The sequence below is a fragment of the uncultured Aquincola sp. genome, assembly GCF_964001545.1.
Lineage (GTDB): Bacteria > Pseudomonadota > Gammaproteobacteria > Burkholderiales > Burkholderiaceae_C > Aquincola.
The window spans coordinates 1-4,135 of the sequence record NZ_CAXFDV010000380.1; the positions used below are offsets into that span (position 1 = coordinate 1).

The following is a 4,135-nucleotide window of genomic DNA, read 5'->3' on the forward strand; positions in this document are numbered from 1 at the left end:
CTTCGTGTGGAACGAGTGGAACAACCTGTCGCTGCCCAACGTGATCTTCGCCATCCTGGTGATCGGCGTGGTGGGCATGTTGCTGGACCTGATGTTCGCGCGGCTGCAGAAGGTGGTGACCTATGCAGAGTGATGGAGCCCCCAAGACGCCTGCGGCCTCGTCCCCCCAAGGGGGAGCGCGGCCGCTTGGGAGCGGCCCGGCGCTGGCCGCTGACTTGCTTATACAAGTTCAGGGCCTGGCCAAGACCTACCCCGGCGCCCCGGAGCCCGTGTTCGACGAAGTCCACTTCGACATCCGCCAGGGCGAGTTCGTCTGCATCATCGGCCACAGCGGCTGCGGCAAGACCACCATCCTCAATGTGCTGGCGGGGCTCGAACAGGCCAGCAAGGGTGTGGTGCTGATGGACGGCCGCGAGATCGGCGGCCCCAGCCTGGACCGCGGCGTGGTGTTCCAGGGCCATGCGCTGATGCCGTGGCTGACGGTGCGCCGCAACATCGCCTTCGCGGTGCGCAGCAAGTGGCCGCGCTGGAGCGCCGCGCAGGTGAACGAGCAGGTGGAAAAGTTCGTGCAGCTGGTGGGCCTGGGCGCGGCCATCGACAAGAAGCCCTCGCAGCTGTCGGGTGGCATGAAGCAGCGCGTGGGCATCGCCCGGGCCTTCGCCATCCAGCCGCGCATGCTGCTGCTGGACGAGCCGTTCGGCGCGCTGGATGCGCTGACCCGCGGCACCATCCAGGACGAGCTGCTGCGCATCTGCGCCGAGACACGGCAGACCGTCTTCATGATCACGCACGACGTGGACGAGGCCATCCTGCTGGCCGACCGCATCCTGCTGATGAGCAACGGCCCGCGCGCCCGCGTGGCCGAGGTGGTGGTCAACACCATGCCCCGAGGCCGCCAGCGCGCCACGCTGCACCACGACCCGCAGTACTACCGCATCCGCAACCACCTGGTCGATTTCCTGGTGGCGCGCAGCCAGCACCTGTCGCACGGCCGCGCACCGGCCCGGCCGGCCGAGGTGTGGCCCGGCCTGCAGGCCGAATCCGACCCCATCCCATCGGCGGACGCCAAGGTCACGCCGTTCACACCCCGCAGCAAGGAGCAAGCCGCATGAGCCGCATGGAAGTCACCGAGAAGATCGTCGCCACCAAGGTGGCCCAGGGCCTGAAGTGGTCCGACGTGGCCGCCAAGGTCGGCCTGAGCAAGGAGTGGGTGACCGCCGCCTGCCTGGGCCAGATGACGCTGAACGCCGAGCAGGCCGCCGTGATCGGCGAGATCTTCGGCCTGACCGAGACCGAACAGCGCTGGCTGATGGTGGTGCCCTACAAGGGCAGCCTGCCCACCAGCGTGCCCACCGATCCGCTGATCTACCGCTTCTACGAACTGGTGAGCGTGTACGGCACCACCTTCAAGGAACTGATCCACGAGGAGTTCGGCGACGGCATCATGAGCGCCATCGACTTCAAGATGGACCTGCAGCGCGAAGCCGACCCCAAGGGCGACCGCGTCAGCATCACCATGAGCGGCAAGTTCCTGCCCTACAAGACCTACTGATGCTTCCGGCAGGCGGTGTCGGCGTATGCTCGCAGCGCATCAGTTCCCTGCACGCCAAGCCCCATGAGCCTGCCCCAAGTCCACCACATCACCCACCCGCTGGTTCAGCACAAGCTCACGCTGATGCGTGAGAAGACGCGCAGCACCAGCGGCTTCCGCCGCCTGCTGAACGAGATCAGCATGCTGATGGCCTACGAGATCACCCGCGACATCGGCACGCAGATGATCGAGATCGAGACGCCGCTCGAGAAGATGCAGGCGCCGGTGATCGACGGCAAGAAGACCGTGTTCGTCAGCATCCTGCGCGCGGGCAACGGCTTTCTCGACGGCATGCTCAATGTGGTGCCCGGCGCCCGCGTGGGCCACGTCGGCCTGTACCGCGACCCCAAGACCCTGGTGGCCGTGGAGTACTACTTCAAGATGCCCAGCGACATGCACGAGCGCGACGTCATCGTGCTCGACCCGATGCTGGCCACCGGCAACTCCGCCGTCGCGGCGGTGGAGCGGCTGAAGGAAACCAACCCCAAGAGCATCCGCTTCGTGTGCCTGCTGGCCGCGCCCGAGGGGCTGAAGAACTTCCACGGCAGCCACCCCGACGTGCCGGTGTACACGGCCGCCATCGACCGTGGGCTCGACGAACACGGCTATATCGTGCCGGGCCTGGGCGACGCCGGCGACCGCATCTTCGGCACCAAGTAGGCGGGGTCGCCCGATGCGCGACCTGCTGATCCGCAACGCCACGCTGCCCGATGGCCGCAGCGGCCAGGACGTGCTGGTGCTGGCCGGCCGCATCGCGGCCGTGCAGCCCGACATCGAGGCACCCGCCGGCCTGCCCACGCACGATGCACAAGGCTGGCTGCTGAGCCCGCCCTTCGTCGACGCCCACTTCCACATGGACGCGACGCTGAGCTACGGCCTGCCGCGCGTCAATGCCAGCGGCACGCTGCTGGAAGGCATCGGCCTGTGGGGTGAGCTCAAGCCGCTGCTCACGCCCGAGGCGCTGGTCGAGCGGGCGCTGGCCTATTGCGACTGGGCGGTGGCCAAGGGCCTGCTGGCCATCCGCACCCATGTGGACGTGTGCGACGACCGGCTGATGGCCGTGCAGGCGCTGCTGCAGGTGCGCGAGCAGGTGCGGCCCTACCTCGACCTGCAGCTGGTGGCCTTTCCGCAGGACGGTGTGCTGCGCGCGCCGAATGCGCTGGCCAACCTGGAGCGGGCGCTGGACCTGGGCGTGGACGTGGTGGGCGGCATTCCCCACTTCGAGCGCACCATGGCCGACGGCGCGGAATCGGTGAAGCTGCTGTGCGAGATCGCGGCCGACCGCGGCCTGCGCGTGGACATGCACTGCGACGAGAGCGACGACCCGCTGTCGCGCCACATCGAGACGCTGGCCTTCCATGCCCAGCGGCTGGGGCTGCAGGGCCGGGTCACCGGCTCGCACCTCACCTCCATGCACAGCATGGACAACTACTACGTCAGCAAGCTGCTGCCGCTGATCGCCGAAGCCGGTGTGCATGCGGTGGCCAACCCGCTGATCAACATCACGCTGCAGGGCCGGCACGACACCTACCCCAAGCGCCGCGGCATGACCCGCGTGCCCGAGCTGATGGCCGCGGGCGTGAACGTGGGCTTCGGCCACGACTGCGTGATGGACCCCTGGTACAGCCTGGGCTCGGGCGACATGCTGGAAGTGGCGGCCATGGGCCTGCACGTGGCGCAGATGACCTCGCAGGCCGGCATGCAGGCCTGCTTCGAGGCGGTGACCACCAACAGCGCCCGCATCCTGGGCCTGGAGGGCTACGGCCTGGCGCCGGGCTGCCGCGGCAGCTTCGTGCTGCTGCAGGCGCGCACGCCGGTGGAGGCGCTGCGCCTGCGCGCACACCGGCTGCTGGTGGTGCGCGAAGGGCGGGTGCTGGCCGAATCGGCCCCGCTGCAGGCCTGGCTGCAACTGCCCGGCCGGCCCGCCCAGGTGGACTGGACGCTGCTGCGCGGCCCCCATGACTAGAATCAGCCGCACAGGGTGAGGGCAGCCAGAAACATGAAACTGATCGGATCGTTGACCAGCCCGTACGTGCGCAAGGTGCGCATCGTGTTGGCCGAGAAGAAACTGGACTACCAGTTCGTGCAGGAAGACGTGTGGGGCAGCGATGCCATCCTCGCGTCCAACCCGCTGGGCAAGGTGCCCTGCCTGGTGATGGAAGGCGGCGAAGCCGTCTTCGACTCCCGCGTGATCGTCGAGTACGTCGATGCCTTGTCGCCGGTGGGCAAGCTGCTGCCTTCAGCCGGGCGTGAGCGGGCCGAGGTGCGCACCTGGGAAGCGCTGGCCGACGGCGTGCTGGACGCGCTGATCCTGGCGCGCCTGGAACAAACCTGGTCGGGCCGCGCCGAGAGCCAGCGCTGCCAGGCCTGGGTCGACCGCCAGATGGTCAAGGTGGATGCCTCGCTGCAGGCCATGGCCAAGGGCCTGGGCGACAAGCCCTGGTGCTGCGGCGGCACCCACCTCACGCTGGCCGACATCGCGGTGGGCTGCGCGCTGGCCTACACCGACTTCCGCTTCAGCCACATCGATTGGCGCAGCCAGCA

The 4,135-nt window shown here is 68.5% G+C and carries 5 protein-coding genes and 1 pseudogene; all 6 read left to right on the plus strand.

Annotation, left to right across the window (positions count from 1 at the left end):
- A pseudogene (locus ABNT58_RS13020) lies at positions 1 to 133 on the plus strand (nitrate ABC transporter, permease protein); the annotation flags it as partial.
- Positions 123 to 1,112, plus strand: a complete 990-nt coding sequence (locus ABNT58_RS13025; RefSeq protein WP_348753900.1) for an ABC transporter ATP-binding protein — start codon at positions 123 to 125, stop codon at positions 1,110 to 1,112. The pseudogene ABNT58_RS13020 and the gene ABNT58_RS13025, both read left to right, overlap by 11 nt.
- Complete coding sequence (cynS, locus tag ABNT58_RS13030) at positions 1,109 to 1,552, plus strand: cyanase (protein WP_348753901.1); 444 nt, start codon at positions 1,109 to 1,111, stop codon at positions 1,550 to 1,552. Before ABNT58_RS13025 ends, cynS begins: the two co-directional genes overlap by 4 nt.
- Positions 1,553 to 1,615: 63 nt before the next feature.
- Entirely contained in the window at positions 1,616 to 2,251 is a 636-nt protein-coding gene (gene upp / locus ABNT58_RS13035; RefSeq protein ID WP_046112850.1) for a uracil phosphoribosyltransferase, read from the plus strand.
- Between the two features lie 13 nt (positions 2,252 to 2,264).
- The gene (locus tag ABNT58_RS13040; RefSeq protein ID WP_348753902.1) at positions 2,265 to 3,557 is read left to right on the plus strand and encodes an amidohydrolase family protein; all 1,293 of its coding nucleotides are present in this window, start codon (positions 2,265 to 2,267) and stop codon (positions 3,555 to 3,557) included.
- A 33-nt stretch (positions 3,558 to 3,590) separates the two neighbouring features.
- Positions 3,591 to 4,135, plus strand: a 545-nt coding sequence (locus ABNT58_RS13045) for a glutathione S-transferase N-terminal domain-containing protein (RefSeq protein ID WP_348753903.1), incomplete at its 3' end; no start/stop codon positions are given.